Source organism: Lentzea sp. NPDC005914 (assembly GCF_040629405.1).
GTDB lineage: Bacteria > Actinomycetota > Actinomycetes > Mycobacteriales > Pseudonocardiaceae > Lentzea.
Genome location: NZ_JBEXVQ010000010.1, coordinates 240,295 through 259,225, shown reverse-complemented (window position 1 = coordinate 259,225; position 18,931 = coordinate 240,295). Strand labels below are relative to the sequence as shown.

Genomic DNA, 18,931 nt, shown 5'->3' with positions numbered 1-18,931 from the left:
GACCTGCGCGATCGAGCGGTCACCACGCTGGCACTGCTCGACGATCTCGGCCTTGAACTCCGGGGTGAACGCACGACGAGGACGCCGGGGCTTGTTCGAGCCCGTGGTCTTCATAAGGACATCCTTCCAGGGGCAAAACCCCTGATCTCAGGTGTCCGTCAAAACGGGTCAAGCCCAGCCCTGCCCTCCGAGCGCCCAAACCGCGCCCGGACCGCACGGCCCCAACGGGTCCGCGGCCCCACACACCCCGCAGCCCCACGGGGGCTCGCAGCCAGGCACAGCAAGCACCGGCACCAGGTCGCCGCACGCGCAAACCCCAACGCTGCCAACGGGTCCACGGCTCAGCCGCAGTCAGCACCTGCAACAGGCTGCCGCACACCACACCCAACCGCAGCACTGCCAACGGGTCCGCGGCCCCAGCCCGCCAACACCACACTCACAACCGCTACTCCCCAAACGCGCCCGCAGCCAGACACGACCAGAACCCGGACCAGTCCGCCACACGCCGCATGCTCAAACCGCAGCGCTGCCAACGGGTCCGCAGTCCCAGCCTGCCAATACGACGCCCGTAACCGCAGCCATCCCGAACGACGCCCACAGCCAAACACATCCAGCACCTGCAACAGCTGTCACCCACCACACACGCAATCGCAACGCTGCCAACAGGTCCACGGCTCAGGCGCGGCCGCCCCCACCACGACCGCCCGGCACCCAACAGCCATCCTGGCCATCGTCGCCACAGCCGCCCACCGGCCTCGGCCTGCCAGTGGCACCCACGCCCGCCCGCAGTCGACCACCCGCTGGTCAGGCGCACCCGCTCGCCAGCACGCAAGACCACTCGTGGCGCGGTCTCGCAGTGCCTCGCCCGGACCCTCCACCGTCCCAACGCGCCCGCACCGCCCCAACCTGTCCGCACCCCACCACGGCCGCCACGATCCGACCGGCACCCCTCCCACACCCGAAGCGCAGCACCCCCACACGGGTCCACGGCCTGGCTTCCGTTCGACCAGGGCCACCAAGCCACCAGCCCAGCCGTCGCCCCGCGCCCAGACCACACCGCGCCAAGCGGCTAGCCCCAACGGCCGCCCATCATCTGAACCGCGCCACACCAACCCATGACTCGAACCCACCCCCACATCGGCCCAAACCACGCCCACCCACAGCCCGAGCCACCCCACGCCGGCCCAAGCCACACCAACTCACAGCCCGAGCCACCCCACGCCGGCCCAAGCCACACCAACTCACAGCCCGAGCCACCCCACACCAGCCCACGCCGCACGCCCCCATGACCCGAACCCGCCCCACGCCGACCCGCGCCACACGCACCCATAGCCCGAGCCGCCTTACACCGGCCGACCCATGCCACCACCCACAGCCCGAGTCGCCCACACCGGCCAGCCCCGCACCACACCCACCCGTAGCCCGAGCTGCCCCCACCGGCCCACCCCGAGCCACATCTCGGCCGGATCAGCTACTCGGACGGAGGCTTCAACGCCAGGTAGGCCGGCCGCAACAGGTCGACGAGGTTCTCCCGGCCAACGGTGATCGGCACCGCGTCCAGCTGGTCGAGCACCGCGTCCGCGCGCACCACCGCCGTTGGATCCCCGAGGTTGAGCGACGACGTGGTCTGCCGCTGCCAGAACGTGTCCAGGCACCGGGTCAGCGGCGGCGCCTCCTCCCGCGCCACCACGGACCGCGTAGTGCCGCGCAGCATTCTGAGGCGCTCCAACAGATCCTCACGGCCGCGCCCCCGCCAGGCCAGGATCTCGAACGGATCGTTGTCGAACGACTCGGCCAGCAGGTAGCAGGTGGCAGCGAGGTGCTTGCACGGCACCTCCCAGTCCGGGCAGGTGCAGTCCATCGTCAGCTCGCGCGAGGAAGCCGGGAAGAGCTGCAGCCCCAGGGAGGCGAACAACGTCTCGATGTCGGCGGGCATCTCGCCGGCCAGCAACTTGGCCGCGTACAAGGCTTTTCCGGCCAGTGCGTGTTCGATGCGCTGCCACTCCGGGTTGGTGAACGACTTGATCGCGATCCGCGTCTTGTACGGCGTGGGCCGCGAGCCCTGCACCAGAGCGATGACCATGCTGGTGGACAAGGAAAGCGACAACACCTGGCCCTGGCGCGCGTAGGTGCGGCCTCGGGTCAGGCGGCCGCCCATGCCGAACGACTCCAGCACCTCGATGAAGCGGCGCGACCACCAGGTCGCCCCGATGTCGCCGCGCTTGCTGCGCGCCTTGAGGCCGTTGTCCACCTTGATGGTCTTGCCGTAGCGGGGGCCGGACCAGTGCTCACTCACCGATGGCCTCCCCCGACAACGCCAGCAGGTCGCGCAGCTGCGAGGTCGACAGCTCGGTGAGCCAGTTCTCGCCCGCGCCCACCACCAGCTGCGCCAGCGCGCGCTTCTCCTCGATCATGGCGTCGATGCGTTCCTCCAGCGTGCCGATGCAGACGAACTTGCGCACCTGCACGTTGCGTCGCTGGCCGATCCGGAACGCGCGGTCGGTTGCCTGGTCCTCGACCGCGGGGTTCCACCAGCGGTCCAGGTGGATCACATGGTTGGCGGCGGTGAGGTTGAGGCCGGTGCCGCCCGCTTTCAGCGACAGCAGGAAGAGCGACGGGCCGCGCGCGTCCTGGAAGCGTTCGACCATGCGGTCGCGGGCGGCCTTGTTCGTGCCGCCGTGCAGGAACATCACCTCTGTGTCGAAGCGCGCGGCCAGGTACGGCACGAGCATGCTGCCGAACTCGGTGAACTGCGTGAAGCACAACGCCTTGTCGCCCTCGGCGAGCACTTCCTCCAAAACCTCTTCGAGGCGCGCGAGCTTGCCGGAGCGGCCGGCGACGCGCGAACCGTCGCTGAGGAAGTGCGCCGGGTGGTTGCAGACCTGCTTGAGCTTGGACATCGTCGCGAGCACCAGGCCCTTGCGCTCGATGCCTTCCGACTCCTCGATCTTCTCCAGCATGTCGTTGACGACGGCCTGGTAGAGCGAGGCCTGCTCGGTCGTCAGGTTGCAGAGCTGGCGCATCTCGACCTTGTCCGGCAGGTCGCTGATGATGCGCGGGTCGGTCTTCACGCGGCGCAGCACCAACGGGTTCGTGATCTTGCGCAGGCGGGCGGCGGCGTCCTGGTCGTTGTGGCGCTCCACCGGGACGGCGAAGCGGGCGCGGAACGTGTTGATCGTGCCCAGCACGCCGGGGTTGGCGAAGTCCATGATCGACCACAGCTCGGCCAGCCGGTTCTCGACGGGCGTGCCGGTCAGCGCGACGCGGTGGCGTGCCTTGAGCTGGCGCACGGCCTGGGACTGGCGGGTCGCGCTGTTCTTGATGTTCTGCGCCTCGTCCAGCACCACGCGGTCCCACGTGAGGTCACCGAGCGCGTCGGCGTCGCGGGCGGCCAGCGCGTACGTGGTGAGCACCAGGTCATGGCTTTCCACGGCCTCGCGCAACGCGTCGCCGTCCAGCCGGTCGGCGCCGTGGTGCACGTGCACCGAGAGTTCGGGGGTGAACCGGGCCGCCTCGCGCTGCCAGTTGCCGACCACCGACATCGGGCAGACCAGCAACGTCGGCGGCCGCTTGCCGCGAGAGCGGTTCAACGCCTCGAGTGCCAGCAGCTGAACGGTTTTGCCGAGACCCATGTCGTCCGCGAGGCAGGCGCCCAGACCGATCTTGTCGAGGAACGCGAGCCACGCCAGGCCGCGCTGCTGGTACGGACGCAGCTGCGCGCCGAACCCCGGCGGCGGCTCGACGGGTTCGATCTGCTCGTCCGCCTTGCCGGACAACAGGTCTCCGAGCCAGCCGTCGGCCTCGACCGACATCAGCGGGAGCGGCAGGCTCTCGTCCTCCGCGTTGAGTCCACTGTGGAGCATTACCTCGGCCGCAGTCATCTGGCCACCGCCGCGCTTGAGGAACGCGAGCCCGGCCGCGAGACGTTTCTGGTCGACCTGCACCCACTGGCCGCGCACCTTCACCAGCGGCACCTTCGCTCGCGCGAGCTCGGCCAGCTCGGCGTCGGTGAGCGTCTGTTCGCCGAGAGCCAGCTCCCACTTGTAGTCCACAATGGACTTCAAGCCGATCTCGCTCTCCTTGGCCACGGTTCCGGCCGTGCCGCGGCTCTTGGTCGTGAGCTTCAGCCCCAGCTTCGTCGTCTGCTGCCACCACGACGGCAAGAGCACGCCAAATCCTGCCTGCGCGAGCACGGGCGCGGCGCTCAGGAACCGGTACGCACCCTCCGCGCCGACCTCCATCTGGGCCGGGTGCGAGCCGCGCAACGCCTCGTCGAGGTCTGGGTGCAGCCTGCTCGCGCGCCCGAGGTCGGCCAGCAGGTGCTCCTGCGGTGCCGGGATCCAGCGCCGCAGCACGCTGTCGTCCGCGAACCAGACCTGGGCCGCGGGTACCAGCACGCTGGGCTCGTCGACGGCTTGCAGCAGGAACTCGATCGCCCACTCGTCGTCGTCGCGCTGCTCGGGCGAGCGCAGCCGGAAGCACGTGCGCACCGGGCTCTCGTTGCCCGCGCTGTCCCGCCACCGGTCGAGTTGCTCACGCAGTTCGTACAGCTCGACGGGGTCCGCGTCGAACGCCGGCTCGCCGGTGAGCGCCGCCAGCCACGCCTCGGCGGTCGTCACCCGGCCGCGGTGCGCCGGCGCGAGGCCCACGCCGTTCAACCGGCTCCTGACCTGCTCGTCGACCGCGGTCGTGAGCGCCGCCCGCACCAGTTCGGCGGGGTCGCTGGCGATCTCCTCGCACCGGCACGCGGGCGGCATCGCGGCCTGCAGCGCCGCGAACCGCGCCGAGTCCGTGCCCGACAACACCGGCACCCACCGCGCGACGGCCCCCTCCGGCGCGACCGAGGGCAGCACGCGCCCCCGGTCGGCGAGGTCGGCGGCGAACCCGGCGACGTCGAACACGAACCGCGCGGAGTCGCTCAGCCGCACCTCGGCACCGACCTCGGGTTTGGTTCCCGCGAGGCGGATCGTGGGCACGCCCCACTGCCGCAGCGTCACCTTGCCGCGCTGCGCCCGTCCCGCCGCCAACGGGTCGCGCACCAGCTCCGGCGACGCCATCGGTCCTGATGAGAACGACGGCAGCAGCAGGTTCCGCGTGATCGTCTTGGTGACTTCCAGCCCGAGCGCCGCGGCCACCGACTCGGCCGGCGCCGCGAACGGGTGCGGCGCGTCCCGGCGCGTGCTCTCGCTGCGTGCGGGCAGCCCGGAGTCCTCCGCCCACAGCGCGAGAACGCCGTCGGTCGCACACAGGCCATGCAGTACGAGCACCTTTGAACCCTATGTGTTCACATTGGCGCCATGGTCGAAGACTCCCCTGTCGTGCTGGACGGTCAGTCCCTCGGCGCCGACGACGTGGTGCGCGTCGCGAGGTACCACGCCCCGGTGGCCCTGCACGCCGACGGACTCGAGCGCCTCGAAGCGTCGTGGCGCGCGAGCCAGCGCCTCGTGGTGCGACGACAGGTCTACGGCCGCACGACCGGCGTCGGCGCGAACCGCGACCAGCTCGTCAGCACCGAGGGCTGGGCCGAGCACGGCCTGCGCCTGCTGCGCAGCCACGCGGGAGGCCTCGGCGGCATGCTCCCCGAGGAACAGGTGCGCGCGATGATGGTCGTGCGCCTCAACCAGCTCCTGGCAGGCGGCGCCGGCGTGCGCAGACCCGTGGCCGACGCGCTGCTGGCCGCGTTGAACAGCAGCTGCTACCCCGGCGTGCACGAGTACGGCGCCATCGGCACCGGCGACCTGACGGCGCTGGCCGAGACCGGCCTCACGCTGCTCGGCGAGCGCTACTGGCTCGGCTCCACGCAGACCCCGGACCCCATCGAGCTCGACTCGGGCGACGCGCTGGCGTTGATCAGCAGCAACGCCCTGACCATCGGCATCGCGGGCCTCGCCTGGCAGGACGCGCACCAGCTGCTGAAGGCCACTCACGTCGTGGCCGCACTGTCGTTCCTCGCCGTGGACGGAGCCGTGGAGGCCTACGACGAGCGCGTCCACCTCGGCCGCCCGCACCCCGGCCAGGTGGCGGTGGCCACCGAGATGCGCCGCCTGCTGGCCGAGCCGTCCCGCCCTCCGGCTCGCATCCAGGACCCGTTCGGCTACCGCTGCTTCCCGCAGATCCACGGCCCGGCCGTCGACGCCGCCACCGACCTCGGCCGCGTCCTGGACGTCGAGTTCAACGCCGCCGCCGAGAACCCGCTGATCGTCGCCGACCAGTTCGGCCCCGAGGACGACGCCGCCTACCACCACGGCGCCTTCCACAGCGCGTACCTGGGCCAGGCCCTCGACCGCCTGCGCCTGTCGATGCTGCACACCGGCCACCTCTCGACCGCGCGCCTCACCACCCTGGTCGAGCCGAACTTCACGGGCCTGCGCCCGTTCCTGGCCGAGGGCGTGCGCGGCAGCTCGGGCGTGATGATCCTGGAGTACAGCGCCAACTCCGCCCTGGCCGAGGTCCGCACGCTCGCCGAGCCCGCGAGCATCGGCAACGCCGTCGTGTCGCGCGGACAGGAGGAGAACTCGAGTTTCGCGTTCCAGTCGGCCTCCCAGGCCTTGCGGTCGTTGACCGCTTTCCGGCTGGTGCTGGCCTGCGAGATCGTGGCGGCGGTGCGGGCGTTGCGGCTGCGGCGGGTCCGGCCGGAGACGTCCGCGTTGCTGGCGGCCTTCGAGATGGCGGAGGCGAAGCTGAACCCGGACATGTCCGACCGCCAGCTCAGCCCGGACGTCGAGGTGGCTTCCGGTCTTCTGGACGACTTCGCCGCCTGCTGATCCTCGGCCTTGATCTCAACCTAGCTGGAGCTTTTACGGTGGGCAGGTCAGGTTGGCCGAAGCAGGGGGATGTGGTTGTGATGCGTGCTGTCCGCGTGCACGAATTCGGTGGGCCAGAAGCACTTCTAGCCGAGGAGATCCTCGAACCGGTGGCCGGTCCGGGACAGGTCGTGGTGGGGCTGAAGGCCGCCGACGTGATCTTCCTCGACACGCTGCTGCGCCGGGGCTGGGGCGCCGAGATCTTCCCCAGGCACCCGCCTTACGTACCCGGCGGAGGCGGAGCGGGACACGTGCTCTCGGTCGGCGAAGGCGTGGACCCGGCCTGGCTAGGCCGTCACGTCGTGGGCCGCGGCCCCGAGGGCTACGCCGAGCAGGTCGTCTTCTCGGCCGAGGAGATCGTCGAGGTCCCGGACGGCCTGAGCTCACCCGAGGCGGCGGCCGTGCTGCACGACGGAGCCACGGCGCTCCTGCTCGCCCGTCGAGCGAAGATCGAGAAAGGCTCGTGGGTCCTGGTGGCAGCGGCCACGGGCGGCGCGGGCTCGCTGCTGGTGCAACTGCTGCACGACGCCGGCGCCCGAGTGATCGCCGCGGCTCGCGGCGCGCGCAAGCTCGAGCTGGCCCGCGAACTGGGCGCCGAGATGACCGTGGACTACTCGCTCGACGGCTGGCAGCACCAGGTCCGGGAAGTGAGCGTGGCCTTCGACGGCGCGGGAGGAGCGCTCGGCAAGGCCGCGTTCGACACCGTGGCCGCCGGTGGCACCTTCATCACCTATGGCACCTCGGACGGGTTCGCCGACATCGACCCGGAGCTGGCGAGCGCCCGGCAGGTGCACGTGGACAACGTGCTGGCAGCAGGTCCCCCGGCCCCGGCCTTCGTGAACGAACTCCTCGCGGAGGCGCTCGCACTCACCGCCCAGGGCCGTCTCCGCCCGGTGATCAGCGCGACGTACCCGCTGGCAGAGGCCTCGAAAGCCCACCGGGCGCTCGAAGAACGCGCTACCCTCGGCAAGTCGCTGCTGCTGATCTGACCGGACCTCGACGCCGACCGTGAACGCAATCTCGATCGGGTGAACGGTGTCCTGAAACGGCGTTACCAATCCCTCGCATAACGAGGAAGCGCGAACCCGGCGAACCGAAGACACACCGCCACTGGCCGGGCTGCGCCGCCATCCCCGGTACGGCGCAACCCGGCCCGGACGTCAGCCTCCCGCCACCGACGGCAGGATCTGGATCTCGGCGCCCGCGGGCAGCGGAGTGGCCGGGCCGGAGAGGCGGCGGCACTCCTCGCCGTTGACGTAGAAGTTCACGTAGCGGCGCAAGGCAGCGCGCTCATCGCGCAGGCGGCGGTCCAGGCCCGGGTAGGTGTCGGCGAGGACGTCCAGGGCGGCGCCGAGGGTGGCCGGCTCGGGGACGTCCACGTCCACGTGGGACGCGCCGTCGGTGGCTGTGCGGAGGACGCCTGGGATCAGCACCGTCACCTTCACGTCGAGATCACCGCCTCGAACCGCGTGGCGTGCGGAGCCGTGGCGCGCGCGACGGCGGCGCGCGGAGCCGTGGCGTGCCCGACGGTCGCGTACGGGCTGGTGGCGTGCGGAACGGCGGCGCGCGGGACCACGGCGTGCCCACGGGCCGCATGCGGGACGGCGGCGCGCGGAACCGTGGCATGCGCGACGGCGGCATGCGGGACGGCGGTAGGCAGGACGGCGGTAAGCAGGACGGCGGTAGGCAGGACGGCGGCGTGCGAAACCGTGGCGCGCGGGACGGTGGCGTGTGCGACGGCATGCGAAACCGTGGCGCGCGGAACCACGGCGTGCCCGACGGTCGCGTGCGGGACGGCAGCGCGCGGAACGGCGGTGTGCGCGACGGCGGCATGCAGAACCGTGGCGCGCGAAACCGCCGCGTACGAAACCGCGGCGTGCCCGACGGTCGCGTGCGGGATGGTGGCGCGCAGAACCGTGGCGCGCAGAACCGTGGCGCGCAGAACCGTGGCGCGCGGGACGGTGGCGTGCGGGGCGGGTGCGGTCACGTCGGGATCACCGCGGCTCGGACCGACATCACGTCCGGCAGGTGGGCCGCTACCTGGTGCCAGGTCTCGCCTTCGTCCGGGCTCGCGTAGACCTCGCCGGACCGGGAGCCGAAGTAGACGCCGGGGGTCGGGGCGTTGTCGGTGCACATGGCGTCGCGCATCACGGCGGTCCAGAAGTTGTCCGGCAGGCCGGTGCCCAGGGCTTCCCACGTCGCGCCGGCGTCGCGGGAGCGGTAGACGCGGCACTTGCCCTCGGGTGGGAAGCGGCGGCCGTCTGCCTCGATCGGGAAGGTGAAGATGGTGTCGGGGTCGTGGGGGTGGACGACCATCGCGAAGCCGAAGTCGGTGGGGAGGCCGTCGGCGATGGACTGCCAGGTGTCGCCGCCGTCGTCGCTGCGGTAGACGCCGTGGTGGTTCTGGGCGTAGAAGCGGGATGGCGAGGCCGGGTGCTGGGCCACCTTGTGCACGCATTGGCCGAACTCCGGCCACGGGTCCGGGAAGAAGTAGGCCTTGATGCCCTTGTTGCGGGCCTCCCAGGACTTGCCGCCGTCGGCCGTGCGGTAGACGCCGCCGGTCGACATCGCCACCAGCATCCGGTCCGGGTCTACCGGGTCCGGCACGATCGTGTGGACTGCCTGACCGCCGAAGCCCGCCGCCCACTCCGGGCGGTGCGGGTGGTTCCAGAGGCCCTCGACGAACTCGAAGGAGCGGCCACCGTCAGCGGACCGGAACAGGGCGGAGGGCTGGGTGCCCGCCCACACGACGCCCGGCTGCGAGGCTGGCGCCGGTTGGAGTTGCCACACGCGTTCCAGAGCGGCGTCTTCCACCGGGAACGCGATCGGCGGCGAGGAGGATTCCTCCCACGAGGCCCCGAGATCGTCCGAAATGGACACGCCGGGACCGAAGTGCGGCGAGGCGACACCGGTCAGCAGACGCACGCCATCGCGGGTGTCGAACGCTACGGCGTACACCTCCTGCATGGCGTGGTGCGGGCCGTCGACCTCCCACGTGACCCGATCCTCGCTGCGAGCGAGCCACAAACCCTTGCGCGTACCGATCGCCACGACCACCGTCATCGCACGCTGCCTCCTCGTCGAAATGTGATGTGGGGCACGTTACGCCTGGGGTCCGACAATTTCCGGCCGCGCCGGAAACCCCACGTAGACCGGCAAGTTACTCACTGGTAGCGTCCGAAGCACACGAAGGAGGCGCCAGTGCTGCTCGACCCGAACCACTACGACCCCGCCCACCTCGACGACGAGACCCGCCGCCTGCTCCGGGCGACGATCGACTGGTTCGAGGCCCGCGGCAAGCGCCAGCTGATCGCCGACGCGCAGGACAAGGTCTGGTACACCGAGTTCCTCGACTTCGTGAAGCAGGAGAAGCTCTTCGCCACCTTCTGCACGCCGCAGAGCGTTGACGGCACCAAGCGCTGGGACGCCGCCCGCAACGCCGCGTTCAGCGAGGTCCTCGGGTTCTACGGGCTGCAGTACTGGTACGCCTGGCAGGTCACGGTGCTCGGCCTCGGCCCGATCTGGATGAGCGGCAACGAGGAGGCCAAGCAGAAGGCGGCAGCACTCCTCGACAGCGGCGCGGTCTTCGCGTTCGGCCTGTCAGAAAAAGAACACGGCGCCGACGTCTACAGCACCGACATGATCCTCACCAAGACCGACGACGGCTACAAAGCCAATGGCAGCAAGTACTACATCGGCAACGGCAACGTCGCCGGCATGGTCAGCGTCTTCGGCAGGGAGGGAGACGACTACGTCTTCTTCGCCGTCGACAGCCAGAGCGAGCACTTCAAGCTCATCAAGAACGTCGTCGACAGCCAGATGTTCGTCAGCGAGTTCCGCCTCGAGGACTACCCGCTGACCGAAAAAGACATCCTCCACCGCGGCCAGGACGCCTTCAGCGCCGCGCTGAACACCGTCAACGTCGGCAAGTTCAACCTCTGCACTGCCAGCATCGGCATCTGCGAGCACTCCTTCTACGAGGCGATCACCCACGCCCACAACCGGATCCTCTACGGCAACCCGGTCACGGACTTCCCGCACGTCCGCCAGAACTTCGTCGACGCGTACGCGCGCCTCACCGCGATGAAGCTCTTCGCGGACAGGTCAGTCGACTACTTCCGCAGCGCCAACGAGAACGACCGCCGCTACCTCCTCTTCAACCCCATCACCAAGATGAAGGTCACGAGCGAGGGCGAGAACGTCATCGACCTGCTCTGGGACGTCATCGCGGCCAAGGGCTTCGAGAAGGACACCTACTTCACCCGCGCCACCGCCGACATCCGCGCGCTGCCCAAGCTCGAAGGCACCGTGCACGTCAACCTGGCCCTGGTGCTGAAGTTCATGCCGAACTACCTCTTCAACCCCAAGAGCTACGACGAGGTCGGATCCGTCCACGAGCCCAAGGACGACGACTTCTTCTGGCACCAGGGCCCCGCGCGCGGCCTCGGCAAGATCCAGTTCCACGACTGGGAGCCGATCTACGCCGAGCACGCCCACCTGCCCAACGTGCGGCTCTTCCACGAGCAGGCCACCGCCATCAAGACCCTGCTCACCACCGCCGCACCGGACGCGGACCAGCAGAAGGACCTCGACTTCCTGCTGAACCTCGGCCACCTCTTCACCCTGGTCGTCTACGGCCAGCTGGTCCTGGAGCAGGCCAAGATCACCAAGACGGACGAGAGCGTCCTCGACCAGATCTTCGACGTCCTGGTCCGCGACTTCGCCGGCTACGCGACCGCCCTGCACGGCAAGCCGAGCAGCACCGAGGCCCAGCAGCAGTGGGCGCTCGGCCAGATCCGCAAGCCGCACGTCGACCAGCAGCGGTTCGACACCGTCTGGCAGCAGGTCGTGGCGCTCTCCGGCCGGTACGAGATGCGTCCGTAGAACCCAAACGGGACACGAGGGGGCGAAGCCGACAGGTTTCGCCCCCTTGACGTATCGGTTACACAAACGTTTTCATGAGCACGCCGCCGCCCTCCCAGCCACAAGGAGCGCGTGCACGTGAATCACCGCAGATGGCACACAGCCGCGCTGGCCGCCCTAGTCGCCGCCGGCACCCTCATCGCACCCCAGGCACGAGCAGCCGAGAAGCCCGAGCTGGCCCTGACACCGCCGATGGGCTTCAACAACTGGAACAGCACGCACTGCCGCAACGACTTCAACGAAGAGATGGTCAAGGGCATCGCCGACATCTTCGTGAACAAGGGCCTCAAGGACGCGGGCTACGAGTACGTCAACATCGACGACTGCTGGGCGCTGCCCGAGCGCAACGCCGACGGTGACCTCGTCCCGCACCCGACGCGCTTCCCCAACGGCATCAAGGCCGTCGCCGACTACGTCCACGGCAAGGGCCTCAAGTTCGGCATCTACACGTCAGCGGGCATCAAGACCTGCAACAAGGACGGCGGCTTCCCGGGCGGCCTCGGCCACGAGGAGCAGGACGCGAAGCTGTTCGCCAGCTGGGGCGTCGACTACCTCAAGTACGACAACTGCAACAACCAGGGCGTGGACGCGAAGCTCCGCTACACCAAGATGCGCGACGCCCTCAACGCCACGGGCCGCAAGATCGTGTTCAGCCTCTGCGAGTGGGGCCAGAACAAGCCGTGGGAGTGGGCGAAGGACGTCGGCCACCTGTGGCGCACCACCGGCGACATCAGCGACAACTGGAACTCCATGGTGTCGATCGCCAAGCGCAACATGGAGCTCGCCGACTACGCGGGGCCCGGCCACTGGAACGACCCGGACATGCTCGAGGTCGGCAACGGCGGCATGACGGACCTGGAGTACCGCAGCCACTTCAGCCTCTGGTCGATCATGGCGGCACCGCTGCTGATCGGCGCCGACCTGCGCAAGGTCACCCCGGAGACGTTCGAGATCCTGGAGAACCGCGAGGTCATCGCCGTCAACCAGGACAAGCTCGGAACACAAGGCAAAGTGATCCGCAACCAGGGCGGCAACTACGTCTTCGTCAAGCCCCTCAGCAACGGCGACAAGGCCGTGCTGCTGTTCAACGAGAACGACAGCGCCGCCAACATGTCCGTCACCGCAACGGAACTCGGCCTCACCAAGTCAGCCGGCTACAAGGTCCGCGACCTCTGGACCAAGACCACCACCCACTCCGCCAACGAGATCAGCGCGGCACTCCCGCCCCACGGCTCAGCGATGTTCCGCATCAGCGCGGCGAACGACTGGTACCGCTACCCGCCCGCCATCACCACGGCCGCGGACGGCGAGGTCCTCTACCCCGGCGCGCTGCCGATCGTGCAGCCCGGCAAGTCCGTCACCTACACGACGTCGGTGACCAACACCGGCCGCCTGCCGATCGTCCTGGTCCAGGCCACGCTGAACGTCCCCCAGGGCTGGACCGCGAAGGCGACGTCCAGCAGCTTCAAGGCGATCCTGCCCGGCGAGAAGTCCTTCAAGACCACCTGGCAGGTCACCGTCCCCGCCACGGCGGCAGCCGGCCGGTTCCCGATCACCGCGAGCTTCACCTTCCACAGCCCGCACGAGAACAACCCGGTGACCAGGCAGTACTCCACCGAGGCACTGGTACCCGGCGCGGCGCCTAAGGGCGACCTCTACGTCAGCGACCTGAAGTGGCTGCGCAGCACCAACGGCCACGGCCCGGTCGAGATCGACACCACCAACGGCGAGGCCAAGCAGGGTGACGGCGGCCCGATCAAGATCCGCGGCCAGGTGTTCGCCAAGGGCCTCGGCACGCACGCCCCCGCGCACATCGAGTACTACACGGGCGGTGCGTGCTCGAAGGTCACCGCGACGATCGGCATCCAGGACAACAAGGTCAACCCGCTGAGCCTCGTGACCTACGAGGTGTGGGCCGACAACAAGAAGGTGTTCGACAGCGGTCCCGTCACCGGCACGGACGCCGCGAAGGCGTTGGAGGCCAACGTGTCGGGCGCGACGGTTACGCGCCTGATCGTCACCGACGGCGGCAACGGCAAGTCCTACGACCACGCGAACTGGGGTGACCTGAAGATCACCTGCTAGCTAGTCCGACTGGTAGCGCTCCAAGGCCGCGATCATGAGCTCGAGACCGAACTCGAACTCATGATCGTGGTCGTAGGTCCCCAGCTCGTCGATCACCTCCGCGGACAACGGGAACGCGGCGACGTCGACGTCTTCGTAGGGCGACAACGCGATCCCGCCGAGCTCCGGTGACGTCGCGACCTCCCTCATCAAGGTGCCCAGCAGGTAGGACACCATCGCCCGCATCATCCCGACGGCGACCTTGCCCCGGAACCCGGCCCGCTCGATGTTCTTCAGCGCGATCTCGATGGTCATGAACCCGGCCTGACTGCTCAGCCGCCGCGTCGCGAGCATCACGAACGCGCGGGGATGCTGCCGCGCCAGCTCCCGCACCGCCCGCGCGTGCGCCCTGAGGTGGTCACGCCAGTCGTCGCTCTCGACGTGGTACGGCCGCGCCTCGGCCATGATCCGCTCGGCCGCGAGGTCCACCAGCACGGCCTTGTTCGGCACGTGGTTGTACAGCGACATCGTGCCCGCGCCCAGCTCGGAGGCGAGACGCCTCATCGAGACGGCCTCCACGCCCTCACGTTCGATCAACCGCACCGCCGCATCCACGATGCGGGCGCGGGTCAACGGTTCACGTGATGAGGACACTGGCGGAGACCATACGACGTGGAGTAGCTTCCCTGCGACGTACGGCGTACGTAGGAGGCTCGGCCGGCATGACCGAATCGAAGGCGCTCAGAGCGCTGCGCGAGGCGATCGTCCTGGAGCACATGGAATGCCAGAACGACTTCGACTTCGACACCTCCCTGAACACGTTCCCGCACCCGCGGTACGAGATCATGGCGTCCGGCCAGGTGCTCGACGGCGTGGACGAGGTCCGCGCGTACTGGCAGCGCACCCGTGCGACGTTCCCGGACCAGCGCAACAAGGTCATCGACGTCCACCACGCCGATGACGCCGTGGTCGTCGAGTTCGAACTGCAGGGAACGCACCTGGGCAGCCTCCTCGGTGAACAACCGACGAACAAGTCCTTCAAGGTGAGGATGGTGGGTTTCTTCATCTTCGAGAAGGACGTCCTGGTCTGCGAACGCGTCTACGGCGACACCACGACCGTCATGCAGCAGCTCGGCCTGCTGAACGCGCCCGACGAGTACGCGGGGCCGTACTAGAAGACCACGCGAACCTCGCCGACGACCTGGCCACCGCCGAGCACCGGCACGGACAGGTGCTCCTTGGCCGGGGACACGTCGTACCCCATCGCCGCCAGCGCCGTGAGGCCGATCGCCGTGGTGGCACGGGGATTGCCGTCGAGCACCTTCACCGCCACCGCGTGCCCCGCCGCCGTCGCCAGCACGAGCACGCCCTCGGCACCACCTTTGGCCACCACACCCGGCAGCAGCTGCATGATCACCGTGTTCACGTGCCCGGTTCCGCCGACGTACTCGGGGTGCTTGCGCATCGCGTCGGCGACCGGCGTGCGCACCAGGCCCTGCATCGCGCGCGCCAAGCCGTGCAACGACAACCCGAACACGGGCGCACCACAGCCGTCGACCGCCGTGTGCGCGATGGACTCGCCGGAGAGTTGTTCCACCGTCCGCAACACCAGCTGCTGCAACGGATGCGTTGGTTCCAAATAGGTCTGGGTTGGCCACCGCGCCGCCACGCACGCCGCCAGCATCGCCGCGTGTTTGCCCGAACAGTTCATCCGCACCCGAGACGGTTCCGTCAGACGTTGACGAGTCTCCTCGTCCTCGGGCCAGGAAGCCGGGCAGCGCAGCAGCCCCACCGGTAACCCGCCGAGCAGCTGCATCACCAGCTCGGCGTGCCGGTTCTCGCCCGTGTGCGACCCGGCCGCGATCGCCAGCGCGGGACCGGCCAGCGGCGCTCCCGCGGACAGGCACGCCAGCGCCTGGAACGGTTTCATGCACGACCGCGGCAGCACCGGATCCCCCACGGCCCCGACCGACACGCCGGCCTCACCGGACGGCAGCAGGCCGACGACGCTGCCGTGGTGGAGGCTCTCCACGAACCCGTTGCGGGTGACCTCAGCGAGCAGTGCGGGCAACGGAGGCCTCCAAATAGCGCGACAGTCCCGACAACGCGAGGTTGACGACGAAGTACACGAGCGCGATCACGAGATAGGTCTGGATCAGCAGGCCGTTGAAGGTGGCCAGGACCTTGCCGTTGTAGAGCAGCTCGGTGTAGCTGACGACGAACCCGAGCGCGGTGTCCTTCACCAGCCCGACAGACTGCGTCACGAGCGACGGCGCCATGTGCCGGACCGCCTGGGGCAGCACGATCACCCGAGTCGCCGCGGTCTCGCTGAAACCCAGCGACAACGCCGCCTCGCGCTGACCGGGAGCGACCGCGCGCACACCCGCGCGGAAGACCACCCCGAACGCGGCGGCGTGCGACAAAGCGAGCGGTACCACCAACTTCCAGAACAGCGGCAGGTCGACGCCGTACGACGGCAGCAGGAACAGCATGACGTACACCAGCAACAGCACCGGAACCATGCGCATCAGCTCGACGTACCCGCGGGTGATCCGGTTCGGCCACAACGCGAGCAGCACGCCACCCGCCATCGCCAGCACCCCCGTCACCGCCGCCGCCAGCACCGTCGCGCCGAGCCCTCCCACCAGATAACGCCAGACCGGCCAGGTCAGATACGGCTGCCACCGAACCGGGTCGAGCTGGCCGTTCGCCGCGAACTGCCGCAGCGCCACCGCGACCAGTGCCGCGATGACCACAACGGACACGACGCTGGCCCAGAAGACCCTCCGGCGGGCCCGCGGACCGGGCGGGTCAAACATGAGCGGGCCACCGCCGTTCGACCGACCGCGCGGCGAGCGCGATCCCACCGGCCAGCGCCAGGTAGCAGAGCCCGGCGCCGGTGAACACCAGCAACGGCCGGGCGATCTCCAGGTTGACCCGGTTCGCCGCCCGCGTCAGTTCGACCACTCCCACCGCCCCCGCCAGCGCCGTCGCCATGGTCAGCGCGATCGCGATGTTCGCCAGCGGCTGCACGACCCTTCGCGCGGCCTGCGGCACGATCACGTGCCGCAACGACTGCCGGAACGTGAGTCCCAGCGCCCGCGCGGCCTCGCCCTGGCCGAGCGCCACCGAGTTCACGCCCGACCGCAGCGCCTCGCAGACGTACGCCGCCTCGTACAGCGAGATCGCCAGGAACGCGCTCCAGAACAGCGGGAACGTCAGCCCGATCTCCGGCAGCCCGAACACGAACAGCACCAGCCACGCGAGCAGCGGCACGTTGCGCCAGACCTCCACGTACGTCGCGCCGGCGGCACGCAGCACCGGCACGGGCGCGATCCGCAGGACGGCCACGACCAGCCCGAGCACCAGCGCGGCACCGAAGCACAGCGACGCCAGCGCGACGGTGGTGAGAAACCCTTCCAGGACAAGACTCATGGGGTGATCGCGGGCGGTGCGGGAGCCTCACCGCGCACCACGGTGCCGATGGTCTTCTTCCAGGTCTCCTGCCACAGACCGGACTTCTGGATCTCGCGCAGCCAGTCGTTGACGAAACGCGTGAACTCCTCGTCACCGTGCTTGATCCCGATGCCGTACGGGTCGACCGTGAACGGCTCGCCCACAAGCTGCAGTTCGGCGTCCTTGCTCGCATCCGCCACCAGCAGCGCCTGGTCCTGCACGTAAGCCTCGCCACGCCCCTGTTTCAACGCGGCCAGGCACTCCGGGTCCGACCCGAACTCCACGATCTCCGCGGTCGGCGCGACCTGTCTGATCGCCGCGATCGACGGGGTGTTGGCACCCGCGATCACGGTCTTTCCCGCGAGGTCACCGGGTTTCGCGATGCCGTTCGTGCCCTTGCGCACCGCGATCGCCTGCCCGGACTGGTAGTACGGCCCGGCGAACGCCACGCGTTCCCTGCGCGCGGGCGTGATCGTGTAGGTCTGCAGGATGACGTCGACGGTTCCGTTGCTCAGCAACGGTTCCCGCGTCTCCGAGGTCGCCGTCACCAGCTCCGTCTTCGGCGAGCCGAGGACGTACTGCGCCAGCAACCGGCCCAGCTCCGCGTCGAACCCGGTCAGCTTCCCGGTCGTCGGATCCAGTTGGGAGAGCAGAGGAGCGTCCTGCGAGCCGCCGATCTTCAGCACCCCGCGCTTGCGGATCCGGTCCACCGTGGACCCCTCGGCGACCGTGCCGCGGAACACCGGCCCGTTCGACGTCCCGGGTTCCGGAGCGGCCGAACATCCTGCAACCAGTAGCAAGCCGATCAGCAGCAGTCTCCCCATACCGACCGAAACTACCCACGGCGATCAAGCCGACACAAGAGGTTGTCCTGCTGGTTGTCCAGTCCAATGCGTTGCCGGACAACACAAAGACGAAGCCGCCGTCCCCCCGCGGGAACAGCGGCTTCGTGACAGATCAGATGTGCTGACCGGTCGGACTCAGACGGCGCGAACGCCCTGGGCCTGGGGGCCCTTCTGGCCCTGACCGATCTCGAACTCGACCCGCTGGTTCTCCTCGAGAGCCTTGTAGCCGTTCATCTGGATCTCGGAGTAGTGGACGAACACGTCGGCGCCACCGTTGTCAGGGGAGATGAAGCCGAAGCCCTTCTCCGCGTTGAACCACTTGACGGTGCCCTGTACTGCCATCTTGCTACTTCTCCTCTAACAGGTGCCGGATCGCGCTCGCGACCACCGGGTCAAGCTGGGGAGCAGCGTTCTCTCCGGAACCTGGAGAAACCACACGCTCACTAACTTCGCTTCCGCGAGCGTGGGACACGAACACGAAAACGTACGACCATAGACAGTCAACCATGACCTCCCGCTCGCAGTCGAGCACCCGATCGCACTGCTAGCGTGAGACTCCAAATGACCACGCGGAGGTACTCGTGCCCGAGCAGACGGCGATCTCGATCACGGTCACGATCGCCCCTCAGGTCGCGCACGGCCTGCATGCGCTCGTCCTGAAAGCGATGACAGAAGTCGCGGCCAAGGCGAAGCCGGAGGACACTCGCAGGACCTCCAGAACCGTGGTCAACTCCCACAAAGGCACCGTGCTCGGCACCCTCTTCCAGATCGGCAACGTCGAGGGCGACGTCCACCACCACGGCGACCGGTAACCTGGAGGGTCGTTGACCCAGGGGGCCG

General features: G+C 69.1%; 17 protein-coding genes. 6 read left to right on the top strand and 11 right to left on the bottom strand.

Annotation, left to right across the window (positions count from 1 at the left end):
• Positions 1 to 1,471: 1,471 nt before the first annotated feature.
• Together ABZ345_RS17500 and ABZ345_RS17495 are read right to left on the bottom strand one after the other, a co-directional pair.
• Positions 1,472 to 2,296, bottom strand: a complete 825-nt coding sequence (locus ABZ345_RS17500) for an SWIM zinc finger family protein (RefSeq protein ID WP_359849064.1) — start codon at positions 2,294 to 2,296, stop codon at positions 1,472 to 1,474.
• Positions 2,289 to 5,267, bottom strand: coding sequence for a DEAD/DEAH box helicase (locus tag ABZ345_RS17495; RefSeq protein WP_359849061.1), 2,979 nt, complete (start codon positions 5,265 to 5,267; stop codon positions 2,289 to 2,291). Before ABZ345_RS17495 ends, ABZ345_RS17500 begins: the two co-directional genes overlap by 8 nt.
• 30 nt (positions 5,268 to 5,297) lie before the next feature.
• On the opposite strand from ABZ345_RS17495, the gene ABZ345_RS17490 reads away from it, so the two are divergent.
• The gene (locus tag ABZ345_RS17490; RefSeq protein WP_359849058.1) at positions 5,298 to 6,764 is read left to right on the top strand and encodes an aromatic amino acid ammonia-lyase; all 1,467 of its coding nucleotides are present in this window, start codon (positions 5,298 to 5,300) and stop codon (positions 6,762 to 6,764) included.
• 80 nt (positions 6,765 to 6,844) lie between these two features.
• A complete protein-coding gene (locus tag ABZ345_RS17485; RefSeq protein ID WP_359849055.1) occupies positions 6,845 to 7,792 on the top strand; it encodes a zinc-binding dehydrogenase in 948 nt (315 codons plus the stop codon).
• A gap of 171 nt (positions 7,793 to 7,963) precedes the next feature.
• Here the strand turns inward: ABZ345_RS17485 and ABZ345_RS17480 are convergent, their stop codons facing one another.
• The 3 genes from ABZ345_RS17480 to ABZ345_RS17470 are packed head-to-tail and all read right to left on the bottom strand — an operon-like array spanning position 7,964 to position 9,866.
• Complete coding sequence (locus ABZ345_RS17480; protein WP_359849052.1) at positions 7,964 to 8,248, bottom strand: MoaD/ThiS family protein; 285 nt, start codon at positions 8,246 to 8,248, stop codon at positions 7,964 to 7,966.
• On the bottom strand, positions 8,245 to 8,790 hold the full coding sequence (locus tag ABZ345_RS17475) for a hypothetical protein (protein ID WP_359849049.1): 546 nt from the start codon (positions 8,788 to 8,790) through the stop codon (positions 8,245 to 8,247). Before ABZ345_RS17475 ends, ABZ345_RS17480 begins: the two co-directional genes overlap by 4 nt.
• Positions 8,787 to 9,866, bottom strand: coding sequence for an exo-alpha-sialidase (locus ABZ345_RS17470; RefSeq protein WP_359849046.1), 1,080 nt, complete (start codon positions 9,864 to 9,866; stop codon positions 8,787 to 8,789). Before ABZ345_RS17470 ends, ABZ345_RS17475 begins: the two co-directional genes overlap by 4 nt.
• A 138-nt stretch (positions 9,867 to 10,004) precedes the next feature.
• On the opposite strand from ABZ345_RS17470, the gene ABZ345_RS17465 reads away from it, so the two are divergent.
• Positions 10,005 to 11,687, top strand: a complete 1,683-nt coding sequence (locus ABZ345_RS17465) for an acyl-CoA dehydrogenase (RefSeq protein ID WP_359849043.1) — start codon at positions 10,005 to 10,007, stop codon at positions 11,685 to 11,687.
• Positions 11,688 to 11,804: 117 nt separating this feature from the next.
• A complete protein-coding gene (locus ABZ345_RS17460; RefSeq protein ID WP_359849040.1) occupies positions 11,805 to 13,811 on the top strand; it encodes an NPCBM/NEW2 domain-containing protein in 2,007 nt (668 codons plus the stop codon).
• Here the strand turns inward: ABZ345_RS17460 and ABZ345_RS17455 are convergent, their stop codons facing one another.
• Complete coding sequence (locus ABZ345_RS17455; protein WP_359849037.1) at positions 13,812 to 14,444, bottom strand: TetR/AcrR family transcriptional regulator C-terminal domain-containing protein; 633 nt, start codon at positions 14,442 to 14,444, stop codon at positions 13,812 to 13,814. It lies immediately after the preceding gene.
• 68 nt (positions 14,445 to 14,512) lie between these two features.
• On the opposite strand from ABZ345_RS17455, the gene ABZ345_RS17450 reads away from it, so the two are divergent.
• Positions 14,513 to 14,965, top strand: a complete 453-nt coding sequence (locus ABZ345_RS17450) for an ester cyclase (RefSeq protein WP_359849034.1) — start codon at positions 14,513 to 14,515, stop codon at positions 14,963 to 14,965.
• Here ABZ345_RS17450 and ABZ345_RS17445 read toward each other — a convergent pair.
• The 5 genes from ABZ345_RS17445 to ABZ345_RS17425 all read right to left on the bottom strand — a co-directional run bounded on the left by ABZ345_RS17445 (position 14,962) and on the right by ABZ345_RS17425 (position 18,433).
• Entirely contained in the window at positions 14,962 to 15,861 is a 900-nt protein-coding gene (locus ABZ345_RS17445; RefSeq protein WP_359849031.1) for an asparaginase, read from the bottom strand. The genes ABZ345_RS17450 and ABZ345_RS17445 overlap by 4 nt on opposite strands.
• Positions 15,842 to 16,609, bottom strand: coding sequence for an amino acid ABC transporter permease (locus ABZ345_RS17440; RefSeq protein WP_359849028.1), 768 nt, complete (start codon positions 16,607 to 16,609; stop codon positions 15,842 to 15,844). The genes ABZ345_RS17445 and ABZ345_RS17440 overlap by 20 nt, the downstream gene beginning before the upstream one ends.
• Positions 16,602 to 17,225, bottom strand: coding sequence for an amino acid ABC transporter permease (locus ABZ345_RS17435; RefSeq protein WP_359849025.1), 624 nt, complete (start codon positions 17,223 to 17,225; stop codon positions 16,602 to 16,604). Before ABZ345_RS17435 ends, ABZ345_RS17440 begins: the two co-directional genes overlap by 8 nt.
• Entirely contained in the window at positions 17,222 to 18,070 is an 849-nt protein-coding gene (locus tag ABZ345_RS17430) for a glutamate ABC transporter substrate-binding protein (RefSeq protein ID WP_359849022.1), read from the bottom strand. The genes ABZ345_RS17435 and ABZ345_RS17430 overlap by 4 nt, the downstream gene beginning before the upstream one ends.
• A gap of 156 nt (positions 18,071 to 18,226) precedes the next feature.
• On the bottom strand, positions 18,227 to 18,433 hold the full coding sequence (locus tag ABZ345_RS17425; protein WP_030468404.1) for a cold-shock protein: 207 nt from the start codon (positions 18,431 to 18,433) through the stop codon (positions 18,227 to 18,229).
• Positions 18,434 to 18,672: 239 nt separating this feature from the next.
• Between ABZ345_RS17425 and ABZ345_RS17420 the strand changes: the two genes are divergently transcribed.
• Positions 18,673 to 18,903, top strand: coding sequence for a hypothetical protein (locus ABZ345_RS17420; RefSeq protein WP_359849017.1), 231 nt, complete (start codon positions 18,673 to 18,675; stop codon positions 18,901 to 18,903).
• Positions 18,904 to 18,931: the final 28 nt, after the last annotated feature.